A 25,192-nucleotide genomic window follows, 5' to 3' on the forward strand; every position below is an offset into this window, starting at 1 on the left:
GGGGAGGGGGACCGCGAAGCGGTGGAGGGGTATCTTGCTTTCGCTTTGGCGAGTTCGATTTGGACCAGCGTGGCCTGAAAGCCGACTGCCATAGTGCGACCGACATGGATGAAGTACTGCTTTTGGGCCGCCGCGTGAACCGCTGTTGGGCCATGCTTCGCGGCAAGCTGCGCGATGGGTTCTTCAAGCGATTGGCTCACTCCGCGGCCTCCTTGATCCCTGCCAGACCCCGTCCGCTAAGCCGTGCGGCATCCGTGGCAGCCTGGACCTGCTCGCCGCTGTCCTGGAACTTGATCTCGACGCCCTTGGGCATCATGGACGCCAGCGCCATCAGCGCAGCCATCCGCTCGCGCCGGCCCATGCGTTCGAAGGCCCCGATAAAGGCCCCCAGGCGCTTCTTTTCCGGGTCGGGCGGCGTGGTGTCCTTAACGATGGCGATGGCCTTGCCGATGTCGCGTGCCCCACCCTTGTCCAGGTCGGCCTCGAGCACGTCGAGCGCCTTGGCCTGGTCGGTAAAGTCGAGCTTGGCCAACTGCCGCAGCGCCGAAGCATTGCCGGCGATCGGTAGCTTACGCACGCGGTCCAGGAAGGATGGCGCAATGGCGTTCAGAGCGAGGTGGCGGGAGACGGTAGACCGGTCGAAGCCGAGCCGGGTGGCAACTGATTCCTGAAGACCCATCGATTTGTGCACGTTGCACAAATCGTCAGTCATCTGTTTTTTTGAGACTTTTGCAGACCGATAGTCGCTGTTCAACGCCCGTCCATCGGCCTCAGGAGCGATCCCCAGCCGGGCCTTTTCCGTCTCGATCAGCTTCGCCACGAAGGCTGCCTGATCCAGCGGCGACAACTCGGCGCGAAAGAAGTTCTCGGCCAGCTCCCGTGACATGCGGTCGAGCGCGCCGGACGACCGGACAAACGCCGGGATCACATCCCACTGATTCCACTTCGCGCCACCCAGCCGATGTCCGCCGCAGACCAGCCGATAGGGCTTGCCGCTCTTCTGGTTTGGCAACTGGCAAATGTCGATCGGGTGCAAGAGCCCTTCGCGCGCCATGCTGGCGGCGAGGCCTTCGACCACTTGCATGTCTAGAGGCCGCAGCCTGTCGCTGTCGTCGATATCGGAAATGCGAATGAGCTGGACCTGGTCCAGGCGTTCTGGGTTGGCCGAAAGGACTTCGGCCAGGGCTTGCGCTGTTTCGGCCATGTCTAATTCGCCTCGACATTTAGACGGTGCGAATCCAGATTTACGGACGTATAGTCCATAACCAAGCGATCATACTGGCGCTTGCAAGCTGGACTGACTTCAATGACTGAAACACCGAGCTCCCGCGCGATAACGCGGGCCGTTTGCAGAACGGCTCGCCCGCGAATAACTTCACTTGCCGAATTGGCGGGTAGAGCGTGGGCCTCCTCGAAGGCCTTGAGTGAGCCGTACTTCTTGCGGAGCGCGGCTTTGATGTCTTCGTGGTGCATCATCAGTCCTTGTGAAACGTATGCGTGGCAAATCACGCCATTCGCTACATTAAAGTGACAATATGGCACATATAAAGGACAGTCAATCCGAAGAGGCGTCTAAATCCGCATTTGGCGAGAGAATTTTGTCACGCCTACGTGACATGGGTCTTTCCCAAGCTGATCTGGCGCGAATAACCGGGGAACCACGAGCGAAGATTTCCGCTTACGCGAACGGCGAGCGCTTTCCGCAGGCGGATACAGCCATAGCCATTGCCGATGCCTTGGGCGTCAGCGTTCCCTACCTGATCCTGGGCCGCGGCGACGGCCCGCGCTCCCTAAGCCGCATGAACGATATCCCCTTGTCGGAACTTAGGTTTTCGGCGGGTCACGGCTGGGTTGACGTCGGCGAAATCGAGGGCCGCGTCATCGGTTTTTCGGATGATGAACTGCGCGCTCTGGGCCGCACCTCTATCCACGGACTTAAGGCTTTCCGCGCCAAGGGCGACTCCATGACACCCACCATTCCCGATGGTGCGCCCGTCCTGGTCGATGAACTCGACACCCAGCTCAACGAAGGCATCTACGCCTTTCGCGTCGGCGAACACCTGCGGATCAAACGCCTACGGCCCGTGGGCGTGGGCGGCATCGAGGCCCGGTCAGATAACGACCACTACCCGCCGGAAGTCTTTCAGGGTGCCGACCTTGAACACTTCAAAATCCTCGGTCGCGTCATCTGGGCCGGAGTGCAGTTCTAATAACCTTCGTCCTCGAAACTAAGGGCTTCTCCGCAGGTTGACCGCAAGCAATAGGCATCGCGCGACAGTTCACCCAGTGTGAGGTCGCCCAGCCCGCACCCTTCAACCAGGTGCCGGACCTGCTCGAGCCTTTCCATTCCGCATGCCGCGCAGACAGCCTTGATTTCCCCGTCTCTGGGGTAACCTCTGAGCTTCCTGGAACCGTTCGACCACCGAGCCTCGAGCGCGCTCACTAAAGCGTCCATTTCCTCGTCAAAGCGAGGCATGGCAACGATCTCACCAACTGCCTTTTTCATGGCCCCCATAATCCTTCTTGGAATGTTCCCTTTTTGTTCCATTTTCAAGCTAGGGTGTCAAGGTGCTTTTTTACCCCTTGTTAACGGGTCGATTTCGGGCGAAAACGGGCGCCTTCAAATTCGAGGCATAAAATGAGACAGGCGGTTACACTGGCTATGGCGCTGATCCTGTTGAGCGCATGCGCGGACAAGAAACCGGTCGAGGCTAACAAGGCAACGTCGGCGGAGCAGGTTTTCGGCATTGGCGACACCGTCCCTTTGGGCGACATAAAGGTAATGGTGAAGGGTGTGAAGTCCTATGAGAACATCGATGGAGCCCTAAAGAATTCCAAGATTTTAGTCGTCAGCTGGGACACCGGCAACGACAGCCTAAAGCCACTGCCCGCTGCGGATTTTCCCAATATGGCAATTGTCGACCAAAACGGGACGGTCTACAACTTTGATGAGGATTGGACGAACTGGGCTATCAACCAAGAGCCGGTCATCACGCGCAAATCTTCGAGCGATTTGAACCCGGGTCTGGTAATGTCAAACCGGGTCGCGTTTGAACTTCGCGGCGAATATTTTGATAATAGCACATGGCATTTGCTTACGAATGACGGCGTCAAGATCAAAATCTGCTTAAAAGAACATCTCAAAAATGGAAAGTGTCCGAAGGCGGATCTATAACCCGCACGCCTTTCGCACGCGGCCGCCCTTGTCCCACTTGGCGACATAGACCGCCTGGCCGGCCTTGAGTTGGGCACAGCCGACATCGACGCCGCCGGCGGTAACCAGGGCCAGGGTCCGGCCATAGCGGTCAGTTCCGACCCGCTCGATCTTATACGGCCCGACCTTCATCAGCCTGACCAGGTTGGCCTTGCTGGCCTTGGGATCGCCGGCGACACAGACCCGCCCAGGGCGACACTTGCCGCCCATCTCCGGCGCATCGATGCCCAGGAGCCGGATCCGCTCCTCACCACACCGGATGGTGTCCCCATCCGTCACGGACGGCGAGCAGCTAAGTTGAGCCGCAAAAAATATAAACAGGAAGGTCATCTCTTAAGTCCGTAATTTGACTCGACTCAATTCTCGAATGTTCCTTATATGTTCAACGTGAGTCGGAAGCGAATTGCTACATCTGGGTGTAACGATTGATGGAAAATTTGTTATCTCCCGAACAGCTAAGGGCATTCTTCATCTATGCCGTTCCGGGCATAGTGTTCCTTTACGTGCGCGTCCAATTCACCCATGGAAGGCTGCCGCCGCTGAAAGACGCTTTTGTGACCTATATGGCGCTGTCGGTAGTTTATCATGCAGTGGTGATGCCGATCTTTCCCAAACTCTATGAAGCGAAGGCGCTTTATGAGTGGTCGTTGGTGCTTTGGCTTTCGATCATTCTGGTTGTCCCCGCCCTCTTCGGGCTTCTCTCTGGTTTAAGTATCAAGGAGAAGTGGCTGCATCGCCTAATGCGGAAATTCAATCTTTCAACCGTCCATCCTGTTGAATGCGCTTGGGACTGGCGGTTCCAAACTTTGCAGGAGTCCTGGGTTTTGATTGTGTTGAAGGACAATACGAAGTGGGCTGGAGTTCTGGGCACTGGCTCGTTTTTATCCAGTGATCCAACCGAACGAGACGTCTTCATGGAAGACGTTTACGAACTGGACGCTCAAAACGTCTGGCAAAAGCGTAACAGTAGCGTCCTGATTTCACATGGTGAAATTCAGTCAATTGAATTCTGGCCAAAAGGAGATTCCTGATGAATGACAAGAGACATCCCGGTTATCAGCAGCGTGGATACATCCCCACTGCACCCTCCCGTGTGCCGCCAACGACCTCGCCAGCGCCCCAGGGCGGGCACATTCCGGCAACAAGTGGGGGCGGCAGCAGCACGCCTCCGGATAAAGGCAGTGGCGGTAAGAAGTAAGACGCCATGGTCAAGACATTGCGACAGCAGCTTGAAAAGCTACCTCCCCACCTCAAAGCTGGTCCACCGTCGGACAGCAAGACGGAAGAACAGGCACTTTATAAGATCGATGCCATTAAGGCCTGGGCGACACGGTGGGCGGATTGGCAGGAACGAGAGCTAAATGCTCTCAATGAAGCCATCTTTGACAAGGACTGGAACCAGGTTGAGCTCATCACCCAACGACTGAAAAACGTTGGTAAAACGCATTTCCCAGATCTGCACCTAGCAATTGATCATCTAGCGGAAATGCGGCCGTAAACCCGGTCAGTTCGCCCGGTCAGTTCGGTGTCGGTTTCACGCAAGACCTTTCACCACCAGCTTAGAATCCTTGGCTTTGCGAAACTGACCGGGCAACCGCCGAACTGACCGGTCTATCCGGTCAGTTCGGCATGCACGTCGCCGGCGCCGTCCACATTAAATCATATGTTTCGTTGGCCCGCCCCCCGCGCCGACCCCCTTATTAAATCCGCCTTAGGGGCTGTTTAAGGGCCGCCTAAGGCCTAGCCCCAAAAAGAATGGGTTTCTTACCCGACCTGGCCCAAAATGCCCCGAAATGCTGTCTAAACGCCTATTTACTCTAGACAGAGTTCTTGCCTTGCCAGCGGTCACCTGCCGCCGAAATTTTTTTAGGGTTTTCAATGGCTCATCCCACGACATCCCGCCGAGTCCCGCCAAATCCCACCCCATTTAGCACTCTAATCTCTTCTGTCCTTTGACAAAGATCGCCACTTTCAACGTCAACGGCGTCAATGGACGCCTGCCTGTGCTGCTGCGCTGGCTAGCGGAAGCGCGACCGGACGTGGTCTGTCTTCAGGAACTGAAGGCGCCCGATGAGAAGTTCCCGGTGAAGGCTTTGGAGGCGGCGGGCTACGGCGCCATCTGGCACGGCCAGAAAAGCTGGAACGGCGTCGCCATCCTGGCGCACGGTGCCGAGCCGGTGGAAACGCGGCGCGGATTACCCGGCGATCCCGACGATACGCATAGCCGCTATATCGAGGCGGCGGTGAATGGTGTGCTGATCGGCGGGCTGTACCTGCCCAACGGCAATCCCTGGCCCGGCAAAAAGTTCGAGTACAAGCTGCGCTGGTTCGAGCGGCTGAAAGCGCATGCGGCGGAACTGCTGACTACGGGCGCGCCGGTGGTCCTGGCCGGCGACTACAATGTCATGCCGACGGATATCGATGTCTATGCGCCGGACCGGTGGCAGGATGATGCTTTGTTTCGCATCGAGGTGCGCGAGGCCTATGCGGCCCTGATGGCTCAGGGCTGGACGGATGCGCTACGCGAGTTGCATCCGGGCGAACAGATATTCACCTTCTGGGACTACCTGCGGGCCCGGTGGCCCAGGAATGCCGGCCTGCGCATTGATCACCTGCTACTGAGCCCGTCCATGGCGCCGCGCTTGCGCCAGGCCGAGGTCGATCGCCACGTCCGCGGCTGGGAAAAGGCCAGCGATCACGCGCCGGTCTGGATCGTACTTGACGATTGAAGCCGGGCTGTGGCATCTGACGGTTACGCCGCAAGCCTCGCGCCCAAAAGTGGTTCCACTTTTTGGATAAATGTGAGGCGCCACCTAAGCGCGCGGGTGTAGCTCAATGGTAGAGCAGCAGCTTCCCAAGCTGACAACGAGGGTTCGATTCCCTTCACCCGCTCCAGGTCCCATGGCTTGGCGTTCACGATCTTAAGGTCACGCATGTCAGTGCGATTTGCCGTCGAGCGGGTTTCCTCGCAGCCTTTCATATAAAATACGCGTCTCCAACAGGTTGGAGATACGCAGCGCCACTTCGATGATGTCGAATGGCTTACCCACAAAATCCTTCGCCCCGAGCGCCAGGGCTTTACGGCGTGCCTGCAGGGTCGTGTCCGCAGTCAGGACAAGCACAGGCCGGTATTCGTCCGGGCGGTCATGCCGGCGAAAGGCTTCGAGCAACTGAAAACCGTCGACTTCGGGCATCATGAGATCCAGCAGAACGAGGTCGGGCGCCAGCGTCACATAGGCCTGGAGGGCCTTGGTGGGCTCTGTCACGGTATGCAGATCATTGTAGCCCTCCCGCTGCAACAGGCTCTGAAGCAGAAGAATGTTGGCCTGTTCGTCATCTATGACCAGAATCCGGCGCGACCGGATATCGGCCTCGTCGACAAGATTTTTGTGCATTTCTATGGCTCCCGAACCTTGTTCTTCCGTGCTGTTCGTTTTGGCGATGTTCCAACACGCCTCACGGCCGGCAATGTAAACCAGAAGCGAGCACCTTTTGCCGGCGTCTCGTAACCGATCTGTCCGGTCATCGATTCGACGAGTCGCTTCGACAGTGCCAGGCCAAGCCCGGTTCCCTCGGTCTTGCTCCGCTTCGGTTGTCCCAGACGGTCGAAAGGCGTGAACAGCCGTGAGACAGCCGCCTTGTCGATGCCGTCACCGTCATCTTCGACTTCAATTCTGACGTGGTCGTCTTCCATGCGAGCCGACACGAAAACAAATTGCCCCGAGCGATGGTACTTGGCCGCGTTGGCGATAAAATTCAGGAGTATCTGGATGAGGCGCCGCCGGTCTGCCGACACCGTCAATCCGGATGTCATATCCCTGACGACGAGCGTCAGCCCGGCGCCGGCGACAATGGGGGCAACAAGGGTCTGTACTTCATAGATTGCGTCCGCGACATCGACGTCCTGGATCACCAGCTCGGCGCCACCGGCTTCGATACTGCTGATATCCAGAAGGTCATTGATGAGGGATAGCAGATGACGGCCGGCCATCATGATCTGCTCCACGGCTGCCCGTTGATGCGGCGCCAGTGTGTTCTCATCTAGTTCCAGCAACTGACCAAAGCCCAGGATGGCACTCATTGGCGTTCGCAGCTCGTGGCTGGTTCGGGAGAGGAACTCGCTTTTGGCGAGGTTGGCGGCGATAGCCTCCTCTCTGGCGTCCTTGAGCGCTTCTTCGGCACGGCGCCGTTCGGTCATGTCGCGCGTCACCTTTGCAAAGCCGCAGACCTCTCCCCGATCATCGTGAAGCACGGTGATGATGACGTTGGCCCAAAAGCGGCTCCCATCCTTGCGAAGGCGCCATCCCTCGTCTTCGGCGGTACCCGCCTGGCGGGCGCGCTCAAGCATTTCGGAGGGCAGGTGGGTCTGGGTTTCCTGCGGATAGAACATGCTGAAATGCTTGCCCAGTATCTCCTGGCTGGACCATCCCTTGATGCGTTCGGCACCGAGGTTCCAACTGGTAACGACGCCGTCTGGGTCAAGGGCGAATATCCCGTAGTCCCGGACCTCCTCCACGACCAGACGAAACCTCTCCTCGCTTTCGCGCAAGGCCTGCTCGCGGCCCCGCAGAAGGGCGCTTGCGCGTGACAGGCGCCAGGCCAGATGGCCAATCTCGTCGGAATCGTCAGGCAAATCGACCAGTTCTTCGCCCTGGGCCAGGCGTTCGGCATTCTCGTCCAGGTTCCGAACCCGTCGGACAATCCCGGTCGAAAACAGGTAAACGGCGGCCAGGCTTCCCAGAAGCCCGACGATGGCGCTGATGGCGGTCAAAAAGAGAAATCCGTTGCGAACGCCTTCCACCCGTTCCAGCCGGCTGTCGAGGAGACTCCTTTCTCGTAACTGAATCTGCTCGATTTCCTGTCGCATTCCGTCCAGGACATACTTGTTGTTGATCAAGGCCTCGTCGATAAGGGCCGCGTGACCTTTGGTCCCATCGTTCGCTGCTGCAAGTGCGATAATGGTCTTCAGTCCCTGGCGTTTTTGAACGGCCAGAGACGTGATGCGTTCGAAGCGGCTCCGGATTTCCGGGTCCATGATTTCAGCATCGAGGCGTCGCAGCGTCGGCTCGAGCTCGGCCTCAGCCTTTCGATACGGTTCGAGGAAGCGATCCTGGCGCGTCAGAGCGTAGCCGCGGACGCCCGCTGCGGCCTCGGCAAGGAGCGCGTGAACCAAGTAGGTATCGCGTTGAATGGCAAAGGCGCGGCGGACATCATCCTCAGCGCGCTCCTCGGCATGGCTTGCCAGGAACAGGGAGATCAGCGCACACAGCAGGATCCCCAAGGGGAGTATGACGACGACCAGCCCCTTCAAGGCCAGCGGACGGTCCGCCCAATAGCGGGTGAGGGATGGTGGCGCTGCGGTCTTCATGAACTTTGGCCCAGGAGCGCAATGTGTCGGGCTGCGGCGACAGCGGCCTGAGTCCGGTCGGTGACGCCAAGCTTGGCGATGATGCGTTCGACGTGTGCCTTGACGGTCGCCGGGCTGATATCGAGATGGCGCCCGACTTCCTTGTTCGTCATGCCTTCAGCGACACAGTGCAGGATTTGACGCTCACGCGCGGTCAGTGTGGCGATCAGGTCAAGCTGGCGATCCTGCATTGCCGGCTGGCGCAGCGCCGCCGTCACAAGATCCAGCGGAATCGCTGTGTGCCCTTCGGCCACACGAACAATCGCCGCCTTCAGGTCGTCAATAGCGGTGTCCTTCAGCACATAGCCGGAGGCCCCGGCCGCCAGGGCTTCGCGGACATAGGCGGGCATGTCATGCAGGGTCAGCATAAGCACCTTCGCATCCACGCCGAGTGCGGCAATCCGTCGGCAGGCTTCAAGTCCATCCATGCCGGGCCCGAGACGGACATCCATGAGGATGACGTCGGGCCTTAGGTCTGAGATCATGGCGAGGGCCTCCTCACCACTGGACGCCTCTCCGGCAACCGTGAAGCCGGATTTCGACAACACAGCCTTGAGTCCTTCTCTCGCGAGCGGATGATCGTCGACAATAAGTACGCGGATGGAGGTCATTGATCGTAAGACGCGCCAAGAGATGCCGTGACGGTCACGCCGCCTTCGCTTCCCTGCCATTCCAGGGACCCGCCAATGGCAATCATACGCTCCTGCATGACCTGAATACCGACATGGTGGCCAAGTCGCTCCATATCGCCAAGCCCCCTTTTGTCCTTGATGCCCTGTCCAAAATCTCGAACCCGCAGGCAATATGCCCCCCGATCTTCGACGAGATGAATCAAGACGCGGCAGGGGCCTCCGGCGTGCTTGCGAATGTTGTTGGTGGCTTCCTGTGCTACCCGGTAGAGGGCCGTTTCGACATGTGAGGGCAGGCCAGGCGTCGGGGCATCGATCTGCAAATCGACCTCATACCTGTCCGATGCGAGGATGTCGGCAATGGAGGTTATTGCCGCCTGAAGGCCGAGATCATCCAGGAGGGTGGGGCGTAGTCCGGCAATGATCGAGCGCAACTCGCCGACGAGGTCTCTTGCAATAGAGGCCAGGCGCAATCTCTCGTCCGACTGCAACGGGTCGCACGTCTTGCCGGAGGCGCCTTCCAGCAATCTAGCGAGCGCCGTCGCTGTTTGTGCGACGCCGTCGTGAAGGTCGTGGGAAAGACGCCGACGCTCTTCTTCCTGGGCCGAAAACAGGCGTCCAACGACGAATTCGAGGCGCCGCTCGCGATCACTCAATGCCGCCAACAGGGATGCACGGTCTCGTTCCTGCTCAAAACGATTCACTGTCGTCCCGATCAGTTCCAAGGCCATGCGAACGACGTCCCGATCTTCACTGTCCCTGATGTCGGTCAGTTCTGTCAGGCCGTCTATCTCGATCCATGCCCCTGGCTGATCGCGATGTCTCGCAACCGGAATGACGAGTCCCGTACCAAGGTTGGAATAGTGCAGCGTGGCTTTTGGTTTCCCGGTGAAGTGAGCAATTCGATCGGCGCAGGATTGTATGACGTCACGGACGGTTATGTCCTCAGCTAGGGCCAGATCCCGGCCGATCGATGACAGAAGACGCAGCCTCGCCGCCCGTGATTCCGACGCACGGTATAATTCGCGCAGTTCGCCGACGGTATCGACCGGGCTGCTTAGCAGGGGGTGAGGTGACTCCATAGGTGTTCATACATGTCCGTAAAAGTTTCGGGAATAGGCCACTCGGCCTAGGCCGCGCGGAGCGCCGTCCGGCGGATGGCGGGGTGCGCTGAAATCGCCGATTTTGGTGCGGTAAACGCCACTCGATCGGCAAACGTGCCGGCCGTGACATCATGAAAGGAAAACACCGATATGACCATCCGGACCTCTGCTCTCAGCCTTGCTCTTGCCTTGCCTTTACTGGCCCTGGCGCCGGCCATTGCGAACGCCAATCCCAGCGCCGCGGCGGTTTCCGTTGCACCTTATGCGCCCATCACTGTCGCCGAGGTCGAGGCGGCCCAACTCGCATGGGGAGACGCCCTGGTCGCTATCTCGACTGAGTACGAGCGGAACGGCCGCGATGCTGCCAAGACCCTGGCGGGCAAAGTCCTTGATGCGGCTTACGCCTACGATATGGGGCCAGTGCTGTTTAAGCCGACCCTGGCGGCCGCTCCGAACACCTTCAGGACGACGCGCGACGGCGCATTGGCCTATTTCGTGGGGGGTGACAGCCGCTTCCCTGCGGACAGCGGCTTTGCCCTGAAGGGCTGGCGTGCCTACAAGATCGAGAACGCCGGCATCGTCATTACAGGTAATTCGGCGATTTCCATGGGGAATGTCCACCTGACGGATGCCAAGGGCAATGTGACCGTCGTCGACAAGACGTGGGGTTATGTCCGTGGCGCGGACGGAAAACTGCGGATCGTCCTGCACCATTCGTCCCTCCCATACGCCGGAAAATAGCCCGCGCGGGCTGTGGTGCGTCTCAGAGAGGCGCACCTCTTTCCTGTCTTTTATTTTGAAAAGTGTTCATCGTGATAAAACCCCGTGCCTTCATTCTTTTAGCCGTTTTAGCGCCATGTCCTGCCTATGCCGCTGACGGTGATTTCCAGGCGTGGACGTCCAGTACGGTCAGCTTTGCGACGAGCGATCGCGTTACCCTTGCCGTCGAGGGGCAGGCGCGCTGGACCGATGACGCTTCACGGTTAGGGCAAGCCCTTGTCCGTCCAAGCGTCAGCCTGAAACTGGGCAAAACGACGTCCGCGGCGATTGGGTATGCCTATGTCTTCACCAATCCTGTGGGGCCCGCGGAGTCGCGAGAACATCGGTTGTGGCAACAGTTGAGCTATGAGCTTGGGTCAACGGACGGCGGATTAAAGGTCACGGCGCGGTCACGCCTTGAACAGCGACATTTCGAGGGTTTCGGACAGACCGGCTGGCGGCTTCGTCAGCAGGTCCGGGCGACAAAGCCATTGGACAACAAGATCAGCGTCGTAGCCTGGTCCGAAGTCTTTGTTTCCGTCAACGAGACCGCCTGGGGGCAAAGAAAGGGGCTGGACCGGTGGCGAAATGCCGTCGGCGTCAACATCCCGATTAAAGATAACATGACCTTCGAGCCGGTCTACATCCATCAATGGGTGAACCGTCGCGATACCGACCGAATGGACCACGTTATCAGCCTGGCGCTGAACGCGAAGTTTTGACCCTTATTATGCGGATTTAGGTAGATGCCCTCCATTCTTGTTTCGTTGGCGGCTTTGTCATTTATGGCGTCCGACCCTGCTATCAAAACGCCCGTTCTCCAACTGCCGGAACGTGTGGCGCGGATGCCTTCCGAGTATTTCGCCGACGTGGCTGAGTTCACCGGTGATGACCTGGATGATCACATCGTCCTGTCGACTGAACCGGCAGACTTAAGGGAGGCGCCGGCAAAGGGCGCGGATGTGGAAGACGCACATGTGCGTGCAAACATTGACAGGCTGACGGGCGTGACCGTCTGGCAGGTCTGGTATGATCTGAGCTATCAGGGGGCGCGCAAGGTTCTTTCGACAGCGCGCTATCAGACGGCGGCGGGGGTCGCCGAGACGCCTTTGCGCATCGTCGAACACTGGAATGACCAATGCCCCGGCATCGATATGCCCGGGCCTTCCCGACAGATCACGAGGGTGGTTTTTGACGTGCCTGAAGCCCATTTGCGGCAAGTGGCAGGCGCTTATCGTCAGGGGGACAGGGATGCCTGGCTTATTCGCCTGAAGGATACGAACGGACACAGTGTCACGGTCAGCCTGGCGCCGGCGGAAGTGGGCGGGATTCTCAAGACCTACGACGCCTGGAAGGCGCATCGGGGTGCGAAGATACTAGAAGCGGGTATCCAATGAAGGCTCGGTGGCGCGTACGAAGCGGCTGATCTAAACCTAAAGAGGCGGGTTCGATACCCTTCTGCTGTTCCAGGCTGTTTCCATCGCAACCGTTTAAATTCGTTGATCTGTTTCGGCTTCCCTTATAGATGGGGCCATGGGTGAACGGATCTATCTTTATGACTCGACCCTGCGTGATGGAGCGCAGGCGCAGGGCATCGATTTTTCGGTGGCCGACAAGCAGGCTATAGCCGAGGCGCTCGACGCGTTCGGGATCGACTATGTCGAAGGCGGATGGCCCGGCGCCAACCCGACCGATGACGCCTTTTTTGCTGCCCAGCCGCCCGTCAAGACCGCCCGGATTTCCGCCTTCGGCATGACCCGCCGCGCCGGCCGGTCGGCCTCCAACGATCCCGGCCTGCAGGATCTTTTGGCCGTCAATACCCCCACCATCTGCATCGTCGGCAAGAGCTGGGACTGGCAGGTCGAAACCGCTTTGAAAGTGTCCAGGGCTGAGAACTTGCGGATGATCGCCGACTCGATCGGTCATATCGTCGCCAACGGCCGCGAAGCCGTCTTCGACGCCGAGCATTTCTTCGACGGCTATAAAGCCAACCCCGGCTATGCGCTGGAAGTTTTGGCTGCCGCCCATGCCGCCGGTGCGGAGTGGCTGGTGCTGTGCGACACCAATGGCGGTTCGATGCCGTCGGAGGTTCGCGAGATCGTCGCTGCGGTCAAGGCCCATCTGCCTGACGCGCGGTTGGGCATTCACTGTCACAACGACACCGAGCAGGCGGTGGCCAATTCGATCGCCGCGGTCGAGGCCGGGGTGCGCCAGATCCAGGGCACGATCAATGGCATAGGTGAGCGTTGCGGTAATGCCAATCTGATCGCTTTGATCCCGACCCTGATGCTGAAGATGGGTTTCGATACGGGTTTGAGCGACGAGCAGTTGACGCGCATCGGCCAGTTGTCGCGTCTGGTCGACGACCGGCTGAACCGCGCGCCTAACCGCCATGCCGCTTATGTCGGCGCCAGCGCCTTCGCCCATAAGGGCGGGCTGCACGTCAGCGCCATGAACAAGGACAGCCGGTCCTACGAGCATATCGACCCGGCTCTGGTGGGCGCCAGCCGGCTGATCCTGGTCTCGGACAAGGCCGGCCGCAGCAATATCGTCAACCGTCTGCATCAGATGGGGATTGCGGTCGACGACTCTGACGACCGCATCGGCGACCTGGTCAAGGCGGTCAAGGAACGCGAGGCCCTGGGCTATGCCTATGAGGACGCCAGCGCCAGTTTCGAACTGATGGCGTTGCAGAAGCTGGGCACGTCGCCGTCCTATTACGAATTGCAGAGCTATCGCGCGCTGGATGAGTGCCGCATCGACGCGCACGGCAAGCGGTTTACCGTGGCCGAGGCGACGGTGAAGCTGAAGATCGGCGGCGAGTCGGTGATGACGGTCGCTGAGGGCAATGGCCCGGTCAATGCTTTAGACGCGGCCTTGCGAAAGGCGCTGCTGCCGCATTATCCGGAGCTGTCGGCCATGCACCTGAACGACTACAAGGTGCGCATCCTGACGCCTTCGGAGGCGACGGCCGCTCTGACGCGGGTGATGATCGAAAGCCGCGACGACGATGGCCACAAGTGGAACACCTTAGGCGTCAGCCACAACGTCATTGACGCGTCGTATCATGCCCTTTTCGACGCGATCACCTACCATTTGATGAAGGCGCGGGCGGGTAAATAGTCAGAACGGAGCGGGTCGGCATGTCTTCGAAAAGCAAGAGTTTGCTGGACCTTCACGTTATCCGCTATCTGCGCCAGAAGCCGCAGTTGCTGCTGTCCCTGGGTGCCGGGCTGGTGGTGCTTGCCGTGTGTCACGCCTTTACGTCGGTCAACGATCTGACCGCGGCACTGATGGCGTGGAACAGTTTCACCTGCCTGTATATCGCCATTGCCTTGGTCCATATGCTACGCGCCAGCTATGCCACCCTAGAAGCCCGCGCCCATCTCTATGACGATGGGGAGGGCGTGATCCTGATCCTGTCGCTCGTGGCGGCGGGGTTGAGTTTTGCCGCTATTGCCGGTGAGTTGGCCACGTCAGCGGGGTTGGCGCCAGCGGTCAAGGCTTGGCATATTGCGCTGTCCGGCGTGACACTGTTGAGTTCGTGGACCTTTATCCACCTGGCCTTCGCGTTTCACTATGCCCACGGCTATTACAGCGGGCTGGCGCGGCCCAAACCTGTGGCGGGGCTGATCTTTCCTGGCAAGGAACAGCCGCATTACAGCGACTTCCTGTATTTCGCCTTCGTCATTGGCACCTCGGGTCAGACGGCAGATGTCGCCTTCGCCACGCGGGAAATGCGCCGGATTGGTACGGTGCATTGTGTGGCGGCCTTTCTGTTCAACGCCACGGTTTTGGCCCTGACCATCAATATCGCGGCGTCACTGATCGCGAAGTAGCGGCGGCGTCAGAAGTATGGCGAGGCGCTTTCGGCGTTCGTGGCCAAAGATATTCAAGACATGGGGCCTCAGGCCCCGCGCCCCATCACTTGCCCTTGGCCAAGTCATCAAAGGCGCGGAGAACCCCAATCAGCTCCCGCATCTGCTCAATCGGGATCATATTCGGGCCATCAGACGGTGCGCAGTCCGGATTCTCGTGCGTCTCGATAAACACCGCCGAGACCCCGATCGCACAGGCCGCCCGCGCCAACACCGGCGCGAATTCGCGCTGGCCGCCTGAGGTCGTGCCTTGGCCGCCCGGTTGCTGCACCGAGTGGGTGGCGTCGAACACGATCGGATAGCCCGTCTGGGCCATGATCGGTAGGCCGCGGAAATCGGTCACCAAGGTATTGTACCCGAACGAGGTGCCGCGATCGCACAGCATGACCCGCTCATTGCCGGTCGACGCGATCTTCTTGGCGACATTGGCCATGTCCCAGGGCGCCAGGAACTGGCCTTTCTTGACATTGATCGCCTTGCCGGTTTCGCCGGCGGCCAGCAACAGGTCGGTTTGACGGCACAGGAAGGCCGGGATCTGGATGACATCGACGACCTGGCCGACCGGCGGGCATTGATAGGCGTCGTGAACGTCGGTGAGAACCGGACAGCCGAATTGTGCTCGGACATCGGCCAGGATTTGCAGGCCCTCGTCCATGCCGATACCGCGCGCCGTCCCGATCGAGGAGCGATTGGCCTTGTCGTAGCTGGACTTGTAGATGAATTTCGTGCCCGTAGGCGCACATGCCTCGGCAATCCGTTCGGCCATCATCAGCGCGTGGTCGCGGCTTTCGATCTGGCACGGTCCGGCGATCAGGGCGAAGGGCTCGTCGCCGCCGATCTGTATCCCGCCGACCTCGATCACCTTGGTCTTTATATGTTGCGCATTGATCATCTTTGTCACTCCGAACCGGTGGCGTTTGGGGCTGACAACCCCTCACCCTAACCCTCTCCCCTCAAGTGGGGAGAGGGAACTAAGGTGCTGCCTATTCCCTCAAATTAAACTTTCGATCCGGGCTACATCGACCGGATTGTTTAGCTCCCAGAACACGCGGCCGCGGCCGTCGACCTCGACACAGCGGATGGGCACGCCGTTTTCCAAAAACCGCAGTTGCTCCAGTCCTTCATACTTTTCCAGTGGCCCGGTGCTCCAGCCGACATAGGCCTCCAGCGCCTCAGCGCGGTAGGCATAGACGCCGACATGGTGGAAGACCGGGATCAGGTCGCCCTCGGCAAATGTCTTGCCTGTGTAGGGGATGACCTCTTTCGAGAAGTACAGCGCGTTCATGGAGGAATCGAACACCGCCGTCGTTCCGCCGACGCGGCCATGCAGCCGGTCCTCGACGAAGTTGGCGTGGGTCAAGGCGTCACAGCGCAGCACTGGCGTCGCCATCTGGACCTCAGGGTGCTTCTTCATCTCGGCGATCAGGTCCTCGACGAACCAGGCCGGGGTCAAAGGCGCATCGCCTTGCAGATTGACATAGAGGTCGTAGGCGTGCGGCAAGCCCGGCAGGGCATCAGCCACACGCTCGGTGCCATTGGCGCACAGTTCCGACGTCATGATGACCTCGGCGCCGAAGGCTTCGGCGGCGTCTCTGATGCGGTCGTCGTCGGTGGCGACATAGACGGCGTCGACGCCCTTGACCGCCTTGGCGGCTTCCCAGGAGCGCTGGATCAGCGACTTGGCGACGCCGTCCTTGCCCTTCAGCATGACCAGGGGTTTGCCGGGATAACGGCTGGAGGCGTAGCGCGCCGGAATGATGACGACAGTTTTCATCTCAAAGATCCTTAGGCTACACCCGCGCGCAGACAGTCATGGATATGGATCAGGCCGACCGGCGTTTTCGTCTCATCGACGACGAACAGGCAGGTGATCTTGCGATCGTTCATGACGCCCAGGGCTTCGACCGCCAGATGGCCGGCAGCAATGGTGCGCGGGCCGCGGTGCATGACATCGGCCGCCCGCTTGGTCATCAGCCCGTCCATATGCCGGCGCAGGTCGCCGTCGGTGATGATCCCGGTCAGGGCGCCGCCATTGCAGACGCCGACGACGCCGAAGCTCTTGGCGGTCATGACCAGCAGGGCCTCGCTCATCGGGGCGCCTTCGCCGATCAGCGGCAGGTCGTCGCCCTTGTGCATCAGGGCGGACACGGTCAGCAGTTGCGCCCCCAGCTTGCCACCAGGGTGGAAGACCTTGAAATCGGTCGGCTGGAAGCCCTTCTTTTCCATCACGGCTACGGCCAGGGCATCACCCAGGGCCAGGGTCATGGTGGTCGACGTGGTCGGTGCCATGCCGATGGCGCAGGCTTCCGGTGCATTGGGCAGCAGCAGCGGCACATCGGCCGTGGTCAGCAGGGTCGAGCCGGGCCGCGACGCCACGCCGATCAGCGGGATGCCGAAGCGGCGGGTGTGACCCAGGATATCACTCAGTTCCGAGGTCTCGCCGGAATTGCTGAGCACGATGCAGATATCGTCCGGGGTGATCATGCCGAGATCGCCATGCGAAGCTTCGGCGGGATGAACGAAGAAGGACGGCGTGCCGGTCGAGGCCAGGGTGGCGGCGATCTTGCGCGCGATATGCCCGGACTTGCCCATCCCGGACAGGATGACCCGGCCGGTGCAGGCGTGGATCAGCTCGACGGCGCGGACGAAGTTTTCGTCCAAGGAGCCGGCAAACAGCAGCAGGGCCTCACCTTCGGTGCGCAGGACGCGCGCGCCGGTGGCCAGGACGGCGGTCTGAGAATTGATATCGAAAACAGGCGCGGTGTCGGACATACAGGCTCGCATATGGGAAGCGCGCCCCTCTTAGCAAGCTTGCAGCGGCGGAACAATGACCGTCTCTCGGATGACGCAAGCTCGCATAACTCTGGCTGACGTCCTAAGCTCAGGGTGCCGTCAATCGTCGCAGTCAGAATCGAGATCGACAGTGTTGACGACGATTGGAATCTCGCGGAACCAAACGTCGAAAGCCGCGTCGGCCGCGACGAAGGAACTGACCACGACTTGACGATGATCTCGCAGATACAGCTTGATGTAACGTACGGCATCGTCGTCCGAAACGTAGTGGCGGCAGACTGCAATCTGGTCGCGGCGAACGATACGGCGCACGCGTTCGACCAGTTCGAGCCGGTCAGCATGGAGCACCAGCCGGGTTCGCCAGTCCGCCCACGCCGCAATGAATTCCCGGACGGCGAAACCCGCGGGCATCAGTACCGTCAGCCAGGCCAGGGGGTGGCGCATGTGCTGCAAAAGCTGACTACCCGGCGTCAGGACGATGAAGGACATTGCAAAGACGGCCAGGACAAGGCCGGTCACGACGGCGGGCACGGACGCGCCGAACCTTACGCCTCGCGGCTTCTGGTAGAGGCGTGGATACGCTGAAGCATCGAAGTGTCCCAGTGCGGCCCTGCTACCGCTCTGGTACGGGGCCTGGTCGGTATCCGGTTCCGGTGGCGGGGCCATCGCGCCGGGAAGGACATGATCCAGCCAGGCAATGAAGGCTTCATCGGCGGGGCCTAGCGTCTGAATTTTGGTCACCTTGCCGTTCGACAGGCGCAGCCACACCACTATGCGGCCGTCCTCATGCGGCCAACTGGCGACAAAGGCGGCCAGGTCACACCGCCGCACGATCCGCCGCGACATCAGGCTTCGCACTTCAAGGCGGTCGGGATAGACCACCAGGGACTCGGCTATCTGGTGCGTCACCCAAGCTGCCGACAGCACCGCCAGAGCGGTGGATACAAGCGGCCACCACGGCGGACTGGCATGAAATATAGCGAACTGCCAGGCGACCAGCAAATTGCCCGCCAAGGCCACCGCCGTGAACAGCAGTTTCCTGCCGGATGTTGCGGTGTAGGTGCGCGGATAGTTGGATGGATCGAACATGGCTCCCCGCTCGGGACCGTCCGATCCTGCCCGTTCCTTAGCGGCTTGTCAAAATCACGCCGCCCTTTTGGTCTCCGTCGCGACGAAGGGCTTAACGCCGTCGTCGTAGATAATCTCGCCCGGGCGGGCCGGGTCCAGCGAGAAGCTTGGCACCAGTGGCGACTTGTTGCCCTTGAAGCCGCCAAATGCCTTGGCGATGCGCGCCAGCACAATCTTGAACGGTTCCAGAATTTTGGGCGACTTTGCTACCGACGGGTTCAGGCCGAACCAGCGGCGCAGCAGGCCATTGGCGTACAGCACATTGGCGTGCCACAGGGCCTGGGGCGTCATGAACTCGATCGACAGCGACACATTGACCATGTCGCCATTGACGATGCGGTGGGGGGCGTTCTGGGGCCAGGTCAACATCTCGCCGGGCTTCAGGTCGTGGATCAGCGCCCGGGAATCGAACGCCGGGTCATAGGGCAGGCTTTCGTCGGATTCGCGCAAGGCGATGCCTTCGATCTGGGCGTCCGTGAAGAAGTCGGCGTCGACCGGGTAGAGATGGACGCGCTTGATGCCGCGGATCTGCCACAGCATGACCAGAGGTATGTCGAGGTGGTAGGCGACGTGGGCGTTGGGCGAAGAGATCAGCAGGCCCAGGTCGCTTTTCAGCGCCGTCTGACCCGTCTTCTCGCGCACCTCGGCAAAGATCTGGTCACACAGGGCGCCCACCTCGGCGTCAGCGTGATTGACCTTGCGCAGGTTCAGCCACATCCGGCCGGCCTTTACCCCTGCCATCAAGTCGGCACCGCGCATGCCCTTGTGGCGACCGAAGCGCCATTCATCCGAACGCCCGGGATCGAAGCCCATGGTGAAGACTTCCAGGCTTTCCGGCGGGTATCGGTCCAGCAACGCGATCAAGGCGTCTTCGCTGAACAGGTGACTGTCGGCCAGATCATGATGGAAAACCAGGTTGGACTTGCCAAAGGTCTTGGCGGTGTCGTCGGTCCAGTGAATCAAAGTCATGCGATGTGTCCTTGCGCGGAAGGGCGCTGGCTGTCCTTTTTCAGGAGCGCCTGGCCATAGAATTTCAATTTGAAGGGCGGGAACCACAGAACCTTGCCGAGGCCCCGCGCCGCTTTGTCGAACAGGTGCGCGGCGTGTGGTGAGCCGACGAGGCGAGCGACCGCGCCCATGCCAGCAAACACCACGGCCTGACCGGCGCCCTGGATCATCCAGCCGATACAGGCGACCCAGCGCTTTTCCATGCCGGCCCAATAGGCCGGGCCCTGGCCATAGGCGAAGCCCCGGCGCAGGGTGTAGGTCAGGGTGGCGCGCTGCGGTGGGACGTCTTCCCAAACGGGGGCGTCAGCGGCCCAGGCGATGGCGGCGCCACCGGCCTTGAGGCTGGCAAACAGTTTGTCGTCCTCACCGCCCAACTCGTTCATGGCGGTGGAAAAGGGCTCCGTGTCAGGCATGCGGGCGCGGCGGATCAAGGAGTTGCCGCAGCCATAGTAGGTGTCGAGGACCTGCGACTGGTCGCTTCCGCGGCGCGAGAAGAAGGCTTCGAAATAGGGGCGGTATTGCGCGACATCGTCGGGGATACGCGCGGTCACCGGGCCGAAGACAACATCAGCCTTGAAGACCGCCTGGTTGGCCAGCATCCGCCACAGCCAGTCGGCCGGCGCTTCTTCGTCGTCATCCAGAAAGGCGATGAAGTCGGCCTGAGTGGCAGCCACCGCGGCGTTGCGGGCATTGGCGACCCCGGTTTTCGGCTCGTGGACATACCGCACGGGGAAGGCGGTGGTCAGGGCGAAGGCCTCGACCTGAGCGCGGGCGGAAGCCTCGGGGCTGTTGTCACAGACGATGAGGTCGAGCGCGGTGCCGGAAAGGCCGGTCTGGGCCTTGATGGACGCCATGGCGCGATCCAGGCCTTCCGGGCGGCGGAAGGTCGGAATAATGGCGCTGACGGTTTTCAAGGCGACAGGCGGGCGCGTATCAGGCATCGGAGGAACCCTTGCGTTTGGGGGCGGTGACCACGGCGTGGGTGAAGCCGCGCAGGCGGGCGACGGTGTCCAGTTCCAGGCTGGCGATCACATCCATGCGGCGGTCGATCCGGTTCAGCAGGTGATCGACGGGACGAATGGCGCGCTGGAGGCGGCGCCCGGCCTTCAGGAAACCTTGTTTGAAGCGGCCGGCCGGCGATGAACTGAAGACCATGGCGTTGTGGACGATGCTGTGATGGTTGCAGAAGGCGGGCTTGTAGTGCTGCTGGCCGGTCGACAGGTCGTACCAGCTGATGCCGGCCTCTTTCAGAGGCATGCGGCAGTCATTCAGAAAGATCTGGCCGGGCGAATAGGCGCCAAACGCCGGATCGTAGCTGGAAATCCACGGATGGGCGCGATCAGCCAGGCGGGGACCGAACTGATACATCAGCGGCGTGTCGCCGGCCATCAGGGTGACCAGACAGCCATGTAGCCCGTCCTTCGGCGCGGCCATAAGGTTGTCCATCAAGCGCTGGACCCACGGCGCCGCCAGGAAGTCGTGCAGGCCGGTCTGGCGCACCTGGGCGCGTTTCAGATCGATCATGGCGTCGAAATGGCGGCGGTTGTCATCGCCGATGATAAAACGGGGCTCGCCGACCTGATCGGCCAACTGGCGGCGCAGGCGGTTGATGTTCTTGGCCAGCTTCTTGACGACATTATTGCCGGGTTCGTCGTCGCGCAGGTCGATAGCATAGGCGTCCTCCGGCGTCGCATTGGCGATCGGCTCACCGAAAATACCGTAGGGGTCGACGATGCCGGCGACATGGAAACGGTCGATACCGGCCAGTTCCAGGGCCTGGGCGATAGTAAAACCCGGATCAGGCGCCGTGATGATGGCGCAATAGTCGGAAAACGGCGCGCCGACTGGACGCGCGAAGCGGTTGGGGCGGCGGTGGTGGGCCAGGAAGCCGATCGTCTGGGCGCCGCGGCGATAGACGGCCACGTACACGTCATCGCGGACCTGGGCCACAGCCTGCATGAAATCGGGCGACAACAGGGGCGAGGCGAAGTCAGGGGTTACCGCCGCCAGGTCGCGCCAATAGGCGATCTCGCTAGGGGGCAGGTCGTGGGCCTTGTACAGGGTGCAGGTCAGCATGTTCGCCTTCGGATCAGAAACTTACGGTCACGACGGTACCTGCAAGCCCTGTGCCGGAAAAATAGCGCAAACCTAGTAAATATAAGGTTTTGAAACGTATTTAACCTGCATTAACCTTTGGGATAAATGACAAGGTCACGCGTCATTATGACAAGTTCGCTTGACGGTGCTGTGCAAAAATGTAAAGTGTCCTTGTCATCGGGTTTCGAGGGAGGTTTTCACAATGACACAAACGGCAACACGGGCGGACAATCCGGTTGGAATGGGCAAGTATGTGTTCAAGGTGCTGTTGGGTCTGATTTACACGGTCGCCTGCGCTGTGGCTGAACGTATCTCGCCGTTGCAAGCGGGACCGGCGGAAGTTGGCGTCGTGGTGACGGCGATCGTCGGGGCGCCTTTGGTGGTCTGCGCAGGCTTGTACGCTTTGTGGTGGCGCCGGGCGGACGAGTTTCAAAGGCTCGTTGAATACAAGGCATCGTCGTCCGGGGCCCTGGGAGGGGTGCTGTTCCTGGTGTTGATCAAATTGGCCGGGTATTTCCGGCCCGGCGTAGATCATGTGCCCTCGTTGGCCGTCGTCGGCATGGTGCTGCTGTACTGGGTCACCAACAGCCATCGACTTAATGTCCGTGCGGCCATGCCCTGAGGCGGCAATTGTCTTGTGGCGCCGGGTTTTTCAATTTGAAAGGGTTTTATCATGACTGCGACACGCGGCACTTTCATCACGGGCATTGTCTTTCTGGGGGCGATGGCCGGGCTCTTGGGCGGGTTCAATCTGCATTGGTCACGCGAACCGGTCTTTCCGTTGTACGGCATCCTCATTGATGTCTTGGCGGTACCCGCTCTGATTTACGTCCTCCTGTATGTGCGCCGTCTGAAGGTTGCGGCGACCGACGAATTCGCCCAGACCAAGAAGCGTCTGGCGGCGCAAACCGGAATCGTCATCGGCTTTGGGCTGTTCGCTGTGTCGGGAATCGTTCCCATGATCTTTCCCGACGCCTACACGTCGTTTATCGGGACATTGGACGGCGCACACGAAGGCTTTCTGATGGGCCGGGTGCTTGGCATGGCGCCGTTCGTCCTGGGCCTGATCGTGGGCCAGGTCGTAGTCTGGACGAAGTATCGCTGAAGGTAGGGATGAATAACCGTCTTAAGGTCCTGCGTGCCGAACGTAACTGGTCCCAGGCCGACCTGGCCGACCGGCTCAAGGTGTCGCGCCAGACGGTCAATGCCATCGAAACCGGCAAGTATGATCCGTCCCTGCCCCTGGCCTTTCAGCTTGCCCGCCTGTTCGAAATGCGGATAGAAGACATCTTTACGCCCGAATGACCATGTGACATGGGGGGATCATGGTAAGGACCGTTCTGGCCGCTTTGCTGGCCCTGAGTTTCAGCTTTGTCGCGCCGGCTGTGTCGGCCAAGTCGCCCATCCCCGCCGACAAGGTGGCGCTGGCGTCGCCCACACCGTTGATGTGGGTTATCCGCGACAAGGATTCGACGATCTATCTGTTCGGCAGCGTCCATGCCATGCGCGATGGCGTCAACTGGCTGACCCCGGCTATTCAGGAACGCTTCGACCAAGCCGGTGAGGTGTGGCTGGAGGTCGCGGACATGGACGACCAGACTCGCCTGGTCGCGGTGGCCCGCGCCTACATGGTCAATCCCGCCAACAACATGACCGACGGGCTGACCGGAGACGAGATCGCTGATCTCGACCGTCGCCTGCCGCCCTGTGGGTACAGTCGCCAGGCCATGATGGGCATGCGTAAGTGGGCCGTGGGCCTGATGCTGGTCCAGTGCGAATTCGCGACCATGGGCCTCGATCCTGACAACGGCATCGACATCACCCTGATGAGACGCGCCCAGGCGGCCAGTAAGCCCGTTCACGGCCTCGAGACCATGGAAGAGCAGATGGACGTGCTGGCGCCCGACAGTGAAGCCGAGGAACTCCAGACCCTGCGCTCTATCCTCAAGGAACTCGACGACACGCCCGAGATGGTCGATCAGCTCATCACGGCCTGGCTGGCCGGCGACGTCAAGACCTTGGAGCGTCATCTGGTTGCTGACCTGGAAGAGAACGATCCTACTGGGTACAAGCGCATGATCGCCGGCCGCAACCATCAATGGGTGCCGAAGATCAAGACCATTCTGGACGGCGAAGGGACGGTGTTTATCGCCGTCGGCGCCGGACACCTGGTCGGTCCCGACAGCGTGATCACCCTGCTGAAGAAACAGGGGATCAAGGCCAAAAAGGTGCGCACGGGATCTTGAAGCGATTAACGGCTTGATAACCCTGTTTCAAAATGATCCTTAACAAAGGGTAAAAATACGGCCCGCAACTTGCATGGCGTAGACATTCGTCCTGTCCAGCAAGGGGTCGTCATGACCAAGCTTATCCGTATCCAGGAATATCAGGGGCCGGTTGAAAAGACCGGTCAGCTTAGCTGGGCGCTCGATCTCAGCCTGCTGTCGGCGGCGGCCGTCTGTGTTGTCATCACGACGGTGGCCGGCGGTCTGTGGGTCAATCGCTCGCGGGAAGCCCCGGCGATCGTCCTGAAAGTCGCCCCAGGCGCGGACCGCGATCTGGCCGAGGCCCAGGCCGGGCCTATGGGCGCGCCGCTTTTGTGGGTGGCGAAAAAGGGTGATGCGACCGTGTATCTGTTCGGCAGCGTCCACCTGTTGCCGCCTGGCACCACCTGGATGGACCAGCGCCTTTTCGTCGCTTTCGACAGCGCCGACCAGGCGTGGTTCGAGTCGCGCAATCTCGACCGGTTGCCGCCGGTTACCGACAGCCAGGTGACGGTGGGGGCCGATGTTGCGCTGTTTCGCCGGGCCAAGATGCTGGACAAGTCGGTGGGTGGCTTCGAGGCTGACCGCTCGCCGCGCGGCAAGGCCGGCACCGGCTTTTCGGACGACGGCGTCAATGTGACCGTGGCCGCGTGGCAGCGCGGCGACCAGAAGGCCATGACCACGCACGTAAAGGCCCTGGCCAAGTCGGACCCGGAAATTTACCGCTGGTTGCTAAGTGACCGGCACAAGGCGTGGCTGCCGCGTATCGAGGGCATGATGAACACGCCCGGAACTGCGTTCGTGACTCTGGGTGCGGCGCATATGGTTGGCCCGGACGGCATCGTGGCCGAACTGCGTCGGCGCGGCTACGATGTAGCGCGTATGGATGTGCGGTAGTTTCTAGAGCGCGTC

At 60.5% G+C, this 25,192-nt stretch carries 31 protein-coding genes and 1 tRNA gene; 16 read left to right on the forward strand and 16 right to left on the reverse strand.

All coding sequences use genetic code 11. From position 1 onward, the window contains the following. The 3 genes from ABI_RS25845 to ABI_RS04395 all read right to left on the reverse strand — a co-directional run. Positions 1 to 200: hypothetical protein (locus ABI_RS25845; protein ID WP_211211114.1), on the reverse strand; the 200-nt coding region annotated here is incomplete at its 3' end. Further along, the gene (locus tag ABI_RS04390) at positions 197 to 1,204 is read right to left on the reverse strand and encodes a ParB/RepB/Spo0J family partition protein (RefSeq protein WP_006271635.1); all 1,008 of its coding nucleotides are present in this window, start codon (positions 1,202 to 1,204) and stop codon (positions 197 to 199) included. The genes ABI_RS04390 and ABI_RS25845, both read right to left, overlap by 4 nt. A 2-nt stretch (positions 1,205 to 1,206) precedes the next feature. Continuing rightward, a complete protein-coding gene (locus tag ABI_RS04395) occupies positions 1,207 to 1,473 on the reverse strand; it encodes a helix-turn-helix domain-containing protein (RefSeq protein ID WP_040308573.1) in 267 nt (88 codons plus the stop codon). A gap of 62 nt (positions 1,474 to 1,535) precedes the next feature. On the opposite strand from ABI_RS04395, the gene ABI_RS23395 reads away from it, so the two are divergent. After that, positions 1,536 to 2,210, forward strand: a complete 675-nt coding sequence (locus ABI_RS23395) for a LexA family transcriptional regulator (protein WP_083811380.1) — start codon at positions 1,536 to 1,538, stop codon at positions 2,208 to 2,210. Here ABI_RS23395 and ABI_RS04405 read toward each other — a convergent pair. Then, positions 2,207 to 2,506: a hypothetical protein gene (locus ABI_RS04405; protein WP_157138690.1), complete on the reverse strand. Its 300-nt coding sequence runs from the start codon at positions 2,504 to 2,506 to the stop codon at positions 2,207 to 2,209. The two genes, ABI_RS23395 and ABI_RS04405, sit on opposite strands and share 4 nt — an antisense overlap. Positions 2,507 to 2,662: 156 nt before the next feature. On the opposite strand from ABI_RS04405, the gene ABI_RS04410 reads away from it, so the two are divergent. After that, entirely contained in the window at positions 2,663 to 3,175 is a 513-nt protein-coding gene (locus tag ABI_RS04410) for a hypothetical protein (protein WP_006271638.1), read from the forward strand. Here ABI_RS04410 and ABI_RS04415 read toward each other — a convergent pair. After that, positions 3,170 to 3,544 carry a thermonuclease family protein gene (locus tag ABI_RS04415; RefSeq protein ID WP_006271639.1) on the reverse strand — a complete coding sequence of 125 codons (375 nt, stop codon included), beginning with the start codon at positions 3,542 to 3,544 and terminating at the stop codon, positions 3,170 to 3,172. The two genes, ABI_RS04410 and ABI_RS04415, sit on opposite strands and share 6 nt — an antisense overlap. A gap of 98 nt (positions 3,545 to 3,642) precedes the next feature. Here ABI_RS04415 and ABI_RS04420 point away from each other — a divergent pair, with 98 nt between their 5' ends. The 4 genes from ABI_RS04420 to ABI_RS04435 all read left to right on the forward strand — a co-directional run bounded on the left by ABI_RS04420 (position 3,643) and on the right by ABI_RS04435 (position 6,109). After that, a complete protein-coding gene (locus ABI_RS04420; RefSeq protein WP_040308575.1) occupies positions 3,643 to 4,245 on the forward strand; it encodes a DUF6338 family protein in 603 nt (200 codons plus the stop codon). Positions 4,246 to 4,418: 173 nt separating this feature from the next. After that, positions 4,419 to 4,712 carry a hypothetical protein gene (locus ABI_RS04425; RefSeq protein WP_006271641.1) on the forward strand — a complete coding sequence of 98 codons (294 nt, stop codon included), beginning with the start codon at positions 4,419 to 4,421 and terminating at the stop codon, positions 4,710 to 4,712. Between the two features lie 454 nt (positions 4,713 to 5,166). Then, complete coding sequence (xth, locus tag ABI_RS04430) at positions 5,167 to 5,943, forward strand: exodeoxyribonuclease III (RefSeq protein WP_006271642.1); 777 nt, start codon at positions 5,167 to 5,169, stop codon at positions 5,941 to 5,943. Between the two features lie 92 nt (positions 5,944 to 6,035). Next, a tRNA-Gly gene (locus ABI_RS04435) sits at positions 6,036 to 6,109 on the forward strand. A 41-nt stretch (positions 6,110 to 6,150) separates the two neighbouring features. Here ABI_RS04435 and ABI_RS04440 read toward each other — a convergent pair. The 4 genes from ABI_RS04440 to ABI_RS04455 are packed head-to-tail and all read right to left on the reverse strand — an operon-like array spanning position 6,151 to position 10,332. Continuing rightward, the gene (locus ABI_RS04440) at positions 6,151 to 6,609 is read right to left on the reverse strand and encodes a response regulator (protein ID WP_006271643.1); all 459 of its coding nucleotides are present in this window, start codon (positions 6,607 to 6,609) and stop codon (positions 6,151 to 6,153) included. A gap of 2 nt (positions 6,610 to 6,611) precedes the next feature. Further along, positions 6,612 to 8,582 carry a sensor histidine kinase gene (locus tag ABI_RS04445; RefSeq protein WP_006271644.1) on the reverse strand — a complete coding sequence of 657 codons (1,971 nt, stop codon included), beginning with the start codon at positions 8,580 to 8,582 and terminating at the stop codon, positions 6,612 to 6,614. After that, on the reverse strand, positions 8,579 to 9,232 hold the full coding sequence (locus ABI_RS04450) for a response regulator (protein WP_040308576.1): 654 nt from the start codon (positions 9,230 to 9,232) through the stop codon (positions 8,579 to 8,581). Before ABI_RS04450 ends, ABI_RS04445 begins: the two co-directional genes overlap by 4 nt. After that, entirely contained in the window at positions 9,229 to 10,332 is a 1,104-nt protein-coding gene (locus ABI_RS04455; protein ID WP_040308577.1) for a sensor histidine kinase, read from the reverse strand. Before ABI_RS04455 ends, ABI_RS04450 begins: the two co-directional genes overlap by 4 nt. A 171-nt stretch (positions 10,333 to 10,503) precedes the next feature. Between ABI_RS04455 and ABI_RS04460 the strand changes: the two genes are divergently transcribed. The 5 genes from ABI_RS04460 (at position 10,504) to ABI_RS04480 (ending at position 14,951) form a co-directional block, all read left to right on the forward strand. After that, positions 10,504 to 11,094: a metal-independent carbonic anhydrase family protein gene (locus ABI_RS04460; protein WP_006271648.1), complete on the forward strand. Its 591-nt coding sequence runs from the start codon at positions 10,504 to 10,506 to the stop codon at positions 11,092 to 11,094. A 62-nt stretch (positions 11,095 to 11,156) separates the two neighbouring features. Beyond that, complete coding sequence (locus ABI_RS04465) at positions 11,157 to 11,834, forward strand: DUF2490 domain-containing protein (protein WP_006271649.1); 678 nt, start codon at positions 11,157 to 11,159, stop codon at positions 11,832 to 11,834. A 24-nt stretch (positions 11,835 to 11,858) separates the two neighbouring features. Continuing rightward, positions 11,859 to 12,509, forward strand: coding sequence for a hypothetical protein (locus ABI_RS04470; protein WP_006271650.1), 651 nt, complete (start codon positions 11,859 to 11,861; stop codon positions 12,507 to 12,509). Between the two features lie 136 nt (positions 12,510 to 12,645). Further along, positions 12,646 to 14,235 (forward strand): citramalate synthase, encoded by a 1,590-nt coding sequence (cimA, locus tag ABI_RS04475; RefSeq protein WP_006271651.1) that lies wholly within the window; start codon positions 12,646 to 12,648, stop codon positions 14,233 to 14,235. Between the two features lie 20 nt (positions 14,236 to 14,255). After that, positions 14,256 to 14,951: a DUF1345 domain-containing protein gene (locus ABI_RS04480; protein WP_040308578.1), complete on the forward strand. Its 696-nt coding sequence runs from the start codon at positions 14,256 to 14,258 to the stop codon at positions 14,949 to 14,951. Positions 14,952 to 15,036: 85 nt separating this feature from the next. Here ABI_RS04480 and kdsA read toward each other — a convergent pair whose 3' ends face one another. The 7 genes from kdsA to ABI_RS04515 form a co-directional block, all read right to left on the reverse strand. Next, the gene (gene kdsA, locus ABI_RS04485; protein WP_040308579.1) at positions 15,037 to 15,882 is read right to left on the reverse strand and encodes a 3-deoxy-8-phosphooctulonate synthase; all 846 of its coding nucleotides are present in this window, start codon (positions 15,880 to 15,882) and stop codon (positions 15,037 to 15,039) included. A 99-nt stretch (positions 15,883 to 15,981) separates the two neighbouring features. Further along, the gene (locus ABI_RS04490; RefSeq protein ID WP_006271654.1) at positions 15,982 to 16,764 is read right to left on the reverse strand and encodes a 3-deoxy-manno-octulosonate cytidylyltransferase; all 783 of its coding nucleotides are present in this window, start codon (positions 16,762 to 16,764) and stop codon (positions 15,982 to 15,984) included. Between the two features lie 11 nt (positions 16,765 to 16,775). Beyond that, positions 16,776 to 17,762 carry a KpsF/GutQ family sugar-phosphate isomerase gene (locus ABI_RS04495; protein WP_006271655.1) on the reverse strand — a complete coding sequence of 329 codons (987 nt, stop codon included), beginning with the start codon at positions 17,760 to 17,762 and terminating at the stop codon, positions 16,776 to 16,778. A 120-nt stretch (positions 17,763 to 17,882) separates the two neighbouring features. Beyond that, entirely contained in the window at positions 17,883 to 18,872 is a 990-nt protein-coding gene (locus ABI_RS04500; protein WP_006271656.1) for a hypothetical protein, read from the reverse strand. Between the two features lie 54 nt (positions 18,873 to 18,926). Further along, positions 18,927 to 19,880, reverse strand: coding sequence for a hypothetical protein (locus ABI_RS04505; RefSeq protein WP_006271657.1), 954 nt, complete (start codon positions 19,878 to 19,880; stop codon positions 18,927 to 18,929). Next, complete coding sequence (locus ABI_RS04510; protein ID WP_050808191.1) at positions 19,877 to 20,860, reverse strand: glycosyltransferase family 2 protein; 984 nt, start codon at positions 20,858 to 20,860, stop codon at positions 19,877 to 19,879. The genes ABI_RS04505 and ABI_RS04510 overlap by 4 nt, the downstream gene beginning before the upstream one ends. Continuing rightward, complete coding sequence (locus ABI_RS04515; protein ID WP_006271659.1) at positions 20,853 to 21,995, reverse strand: GNAT family N-acetyltransferase; 1,143 nt, start codon at positions 21,993 to 21,995, stop codon at positions 20,853 to 20,855. Before ABI_RS04515 ends, ABI_RS04510 begins: the two co-directional genes overlap by 8 nt. Before the next feature lie 223 nt (positions 21,996 to 22,218). Between ABI_RS04515 and ABI_RS04520 the strand changes: the two genes are divergently transcribed. From ABI_RS04520 to ABI_RS04540, 5 genes are all read left to right on the forward strand, one after another. Then, on the forward strand, positions 22,219 to 22,638 hold the full coding sequence (locus ABI_RS04520; RefSeq protein ID WP_006271660.1) for a hypothetical protein: 420 nt from the start codon (positions 22,219 to 22,221) through the stop codon (positions 22,636 to 22,638). Between the two features lie 51 nt (positions 22,639 to 22,689). After that, positions 22,690 to 23,121, forward strand: a complete 432-nt coding sequence (locus ABI_RS04525; RefSeq protein ID WP_006271661.1) for a hypothetical protein — start codon at positions 22,690 to 22,692, stop codon at positions 23,119 to 23,121. A gap of 8 nt (positions 23,122 to 23,129) precedes the next feature. Further along, entirely contained in the window at positions 23,130 to 23,321 is a 192-nt protein-coding gene (locus tag ABI_RS04530) for a helix-turn-helix transcriptional regulator (RefSeq protein ID WP_006271663.1), read from the forward strand. Positions 23,322 to 23,341: 20 nt separating this feature from the next. Beyond that, entirely contained in the window at positions 23,342 to 24,262 is a 921-nt protein-coding gene (locus ABI_RS04535; protein ID WP_006271664.1) for a TraB/GumN family protein, read from the forward strand. 111 nt (positions 24,263 to 24,373) lie between these two features. Next, positions 24,374 to 25,177 carry a TraB/GumN family protein gene (locus tag ABI_RS04540; protein ID WP_040308581.1) on the forward strand — a complete coding sequence of 268 codons (804 nt, stop codon included), beginning with the start codon at positions 24,374 to 24,376 and terminating at the stop codon, positions 25,175 to 25,177. The last annotated feature ends 15 nt before the right edge of the window (positions 25,178 to 25,192 follow it).

The organism is Asticcacaulis biprosthecium C19, assembly GCF_000204015.1.
In the GTDB taxonomy this organism is placed as follows: domain Bacteria; phylum Pseudomonadota; class Alphaproteobacteria; order Caulobacterales; family Caulobacteraceae; genus Asticcacaulis; species Asticcacaulis biprosthecius.

Coding starts and splice junctions, on each gene's coding strand:
- ABI_RS04390 (WP_006271635.1), bottom strand. CDS start 1,204: ATGGCCGAAACAGCGCAAGCCCTGGCCGAAGTCCTTTCGGCCAACCCA.
- ABI_RS04395 (WP_040308573.1), bottom strand. CDS start 1,473: ATGCACCACGAAGACATCAAAGCCGCGCTCCGCAAGAAGTACGGCTCA.
- ABI_RS23395 (WP_083811380.1), top strand. CDS start 1,536: ATGGCACATATAAAGGACAGTCAATCCGAAGAGGCGTCTAAATCCGCA.
- ABI_RS04405 (WP_157138690.1), bottom strand. CDS start 2,506: ATGAAAAAGGCAGTTGGTGAGATCGTTGCCATGCCTCGCTTTGACGAG.
- ABI_RS04410 (WP_006271638.1), top strand. CDS start 2,663: ATGGCGCTGATCCTGTTGAGCGCATGCGCGGACAAGAAACCGGTCGAG.
- ABI_RS04415 (WP_006271639.1), bottom strand. CDS start 3,544: ATGACCTTCCTGTTTATATTTTTTGCGGCTCAACTTAGCTGCTCGCCG.
- ABI_RS04420 (WP_040308575.1), top strand. CDS start 3,643: ATGGAAAATTTGTTATCTCCCGAACAGCTAAGGGCATTCTTCATCTAT.
- ABI_RS04425 (WP_006271641.1), top strand. CDS start 4,419: ATGGTCAAGACATTGCGACAGCAGCTTGAAAAGCTACCTCCCCACCTC.
- ABI_RS04440 (WP_006271643.1), bottom strand. CDS start 6,609: ATGCACAAAAATCTTGTCGACGAGGCCGATATCCGGTCGCGCCGGATT.
- ABI_RS04445 (WP_006271644.1), bottom strand. CDS start 8,582: ATGAAGACCGCAGCGCCACCATCCCTCACCCGCTATTGGGCGGACCGT.
- ABI_RS04450 (WP_040308576.1), bottom strand. CDS start 9,232: ATGACCTCCATCCGCGTACTTATTGTCGACGATCATCCGCTCGCGAGA.
- ABI_RS04455 (WP_040308577.1), bottom strand. CDS start 10,332: ATGGAGTCACCTCACCCCCTGCTAAGCAGCCCGGTCGATACCGTCGGC.
- ABI_RS04460 (WP_006271648.1), top strand. CDS start 10,504: ATGACCATCCGGACCTCTGCTCTCAGCCTTGCTCTTGCCTTGCCTTTA.
- ABI_RS04470 (WP_006271650.1), top strand. CDS start 11,859: ATGCCCTCCATTCTTGTTTCGTTGGCGGCTTTGTCATTTATGGCGTCC.
- cimA (WP_006271651.1), top strand. CDS start 12,646: ATGGGTGAACGGATCTATCTTTATGACTCGACCCTGCGTGATGGAGCG.
- ABI_RS04480 (WP_040308578.1), top strand. CDS start 14,256: ATGTCTTCGAAAAGCAAGAGTTTGCTGGACCTTCACGTTATCCGCTAT.
- kdsA (WP_040308579.1), bottom strand. CDS start 15,882: ATGATCAATGCGCAACATATAAAGACCAAGGTGATCGAGGTCGGCGGG.
- ABI_RS04490 (WP_006271654.1), bottom strand. CDS start 16,764: ATGAAAACTGTCGTCATCATTCCGGCGCGCTACGCCTCCAGCCGTTAT.
- ABI_RS04495 (WP_006271655.1), bottom strand. CDS start 17,762: ATGTCCGACACCGCGCCTGTTTTCGATATCAATTCTCAGACCGCCGTC.
- ABI_RS04500 (WP_006271656.1), bottom strand. CDS start 18,872: ATGTTCGATCCATCCAACTATCCGCGCACCTACACCGCAACATCCGGC.
- ABI_RS04505 (WP_006271657.1), bottom strand. CDS start 19,880: ATGACTTTGATTCACTGGACCGACGACACCGCCAAGACCTTTGGCAAG.
- ABI_RS04510 (WP_050808191.1), bottom strand. CDS start 20,860: ATGCCTGATACGCGCCCGCCTGTCGCCTTGAAAACCGTCAGCGCCATT.
- ABI_RS04515 (WP_006271659.1), bottom strand. CDS start 21,995: ATGCTGACCTGCACCCTGTACAAGGCCCACGACCTGCCCCCTAGCGAG.
- ABI_RS04520 (WP_006271660.1), top strand. CDS start 22,219: ATGACACAAACGGCAACACGGGCGGACAATCCGGTTGGAATGGGCAAG.
- ABI_RS04525 (WP_006271661.1), top strand. CDS start 22,690: ATGACTGCGACACGCGGCACTTTCATCACGGGCATTGTCTTTCTGGGG.
- ABI_RS04530 (WP_006271663.1), top strand. CDS start 23,130: ATGAATAACCGTCTTAAGGTCCTGCGTGCCGAACGTAACTGGTCCCAG.
- ABI_RS04535 (WP_006271664.1), top strand. CDS start 23,342: ATGGTAAGGACCGTTCTGGCCGCTTTGCTGGCCCTGAGTTTCAGCTTT.
- ABI_RS04540 (WP_040308581.1), top strand. CDS start 24,374: ATGACCAAGCTTATCCGTATCCAGGAATATCAGGGGCCGGTTGAAAAG.